Source organism: Bacillus sp. B2-WWTP-C-10-Post-4, assembly GCF_009183805.1.
Taxonomy (GTDB): domain Bacteria; phylum Bacillota; class Bacilli; order Bacillales; family Bacillaceae_G; genus Bacillus_A; species Bacillus_A cereus.
Genome location: NZ_WEII01000239.1, coordinates 1 through 2,178 on the forward strand (window position 1 = coordinate 1; position 2,178 = coordinate 2,178).

Here is a 2,178-nt window from a genome sequence, read left to right on the forward strand (position 1 = left end):
AGATTATATAACATACATGGACCCTTGGTATGGTGATCATTATAATCATAATTTCAGTACGTTCCATAACAATAATAATTTTTGGTGGAGTGAAACTGTTTATAATATCCATGCAAACTAATAATATTAAAAGCGGGGGTTCATAAATGGGAAAACTACTTAAGCTTGTGATACTGTGCATGTGCTTAATGACCGTTATTATTTTCGCTAGTAAAATTAGTTATGCATCAAAAAATAAAAGTGAATCAGTACAATCGATCGCATTAAAAGATTATCAATATAGTAAGGGAAGTTCTTCTGAAAATTTAAGTTTTGAAAAAATAACAACATCCCCATTTTCGTTACCAATCTATGAAACAATTCCAGCACAGCAAATTTTAAATAGCTCTGAATTTAAGAATTTACTATTACCAACAAATGAAAAGCTGTGGTTTATTATGAAGGGTGAGCAGCCAGAAGGACTAATTGTTGCGAATGATACTGAACCGATTCGAACGGGCGGAGAAAATAGAAGTAAAGATTTATATGGATTATATAAAGCAATAAAAAATAATACAAATGAAACAAAAGATATTAGTTATTCCGAATTTGAAGGGCAAGGAATATTGGTAGTAAATCAAAATAATGATCAAGAAATATACCTTAGTAAAGGTGCCGCTGCCATATTAAAACTTCCTGCTGGTCAAAAAGTATTGAGCAGTGAAGTAATACAGAAAATGAAAGAGAGAATTGTAACTGGTTTTGAATAGTGGTAATGTCTGATTTTTTTTTGTTTATACAAGGTTGAATAGGGAACAGGATCAATGGTAGCATTAGGGCATCTTTACTGTTTGAAACCTAATAGTGTATATAAAAAGGTTAGAGAAGTTAATTCTCTAACCTTTTTATATTAATGTCTGAAATTTAAAAAGTGATGGAGTAAACCAAATAATAAAAGTTTGTTTGCTCTTCTATTTTTATTTGCAATTTAAACTCGTTATATTCCGCTATCTATTGTACAACCTTTTTACATAGCTGAATTTTTTTATTTGAAAATAAGGGTGCATCTATAAAACCATAATGATAAACTAAAATACCTAATTCCACTCTAGAATTAATATGCCATTTTTCTTTAATATGATTAATTATCGTTGAAATTCTTCGAGGGGTAACATATATTTTTTTGGAAATTTCTGCATCCGTATATCCTTTTGCTACATAAATAGCCACTTCTAACTCTCTTTCGGTCAACATTCTTTTCATAAAATACGCTCCTTCGAAATTATTTATATAAATATCAAAAGAAACTATTAAAAGAAATAAAGGTGAAAAATCATATTTATTTTAATCCGGCTATTTGCGGGTAGTAAGACTCCCACCTCAAAATCTAGATGTGGCAAAGAAGTCGGACTCCCTGTAAACGCCTGCCTGGGATGGACTAATAATCAGTGGGGGTGAATAAAACGCACATTGATTATTAGTGAACCATATTTTAATAATTTCTCGTATTGTGGTACAAGTTTGTAAAAGAAACTATAAATCCATATAATTAGTAATTGTAACTATATCAATTTTACATTACATTAAAAGTTGGAAAATATTCTTATACTCATAAAGTGTTACATTTGAGGGAGGAAAGATGGAATTCTACAATCTTGGTATTATTATTAAAGAACTTAGAAAGAAAAAAAACATGTCACAATCTGAATTATGTCATGGAATATGTTCACAAAGTCAAATTAGTAAGATAGAAAAAGGTATTATTTATCCATCTAGCATATTGTTGTATCAATTATCTGAAAGACTTGGTATTGATCCAAATTATATATTCGCACTAACCAAAAATAAAAAAATAAAATATATTGAAAATGTAAAATGTGTAATGAGAGATTGTGTAAAACAAAAACAATATAATGAGCTTTACGAAATAGTAAAAAAAGAGAAAAATGATGATAATTTCCAATCAAAAGAAGATAAACAATTTCTATTATGGCATGAAGCGATTGCTATATATTATGTAAATGGAGCAACAAGTAATGCTTTTGACATTTTAAATAGAGCACTAAAACAAACCTTAAGTAGTACTAACTTTTTATCAGAAAAAGAAATAAGCATAATGAATTCAATTGCTATAATACATGCAGAAAATGAAGAGTATGAGAAAAGTATAAATATATTAAAACAAAGTTTAATTAATTT

The 2,178-nt window shown here is 28.4% G+C and carries 3 protein-coding genes and 1 pseudogene; 3 read left to right on the top strand and 1 reads right to left on the bottom strand.

Features of this window, described 5'->3' with window-relative positions; all coding sequences use genetic code 11:
* Together GBN78_RS31285 and GBN78_RS29510 are read left to right on the top strand one after the other, a co-directional pair.
* A pseudogene (locus tag GBN78_RS31285) lies at positions 1–121 on the top strand (papain-like cysteine protease family protein); the annotation flags it as partial.
* Between the two features lie 25 nt (positions 122–146).
* Positions 147–749, top strand: a complete 603-nt coding sequence (locus GBN78_RS29510) for a hypothetical protein (protein ID WP_000517262.1) — start codon at positions 147–149, stop codon at positions 747–749.
* A gap of 241 nt (positions 750–990) precedes the next feature.
* Here GBN78_RS29510 and GBN78_RS29515 read toward each other — a convergent pair whose 3' ends face one another.
* Positions 991–1,242, bottom strand: a complete 252-nt coding sequence (locus GBN78_RS29515) for a response regulator transcription factor (protein ID WP_000827560.1) — start codon at positions 1,240–1,242, stop codon at positions 991–993.
* Positions 1,243–1,618: 376 nt separating this feature from the next.
* On the opposite strand from GBN78_RS29515, the gene GBN78_RS29520 reads away from it, so the two are divergent.
* The coding region (locus GBN78_RS29520; RefSeq protein ID WP_152128023.1) for a helix-turn-helix domain-containing protein at positions 1,619–2,178 on the top strand (560 nt) is incomplete at its 3' end.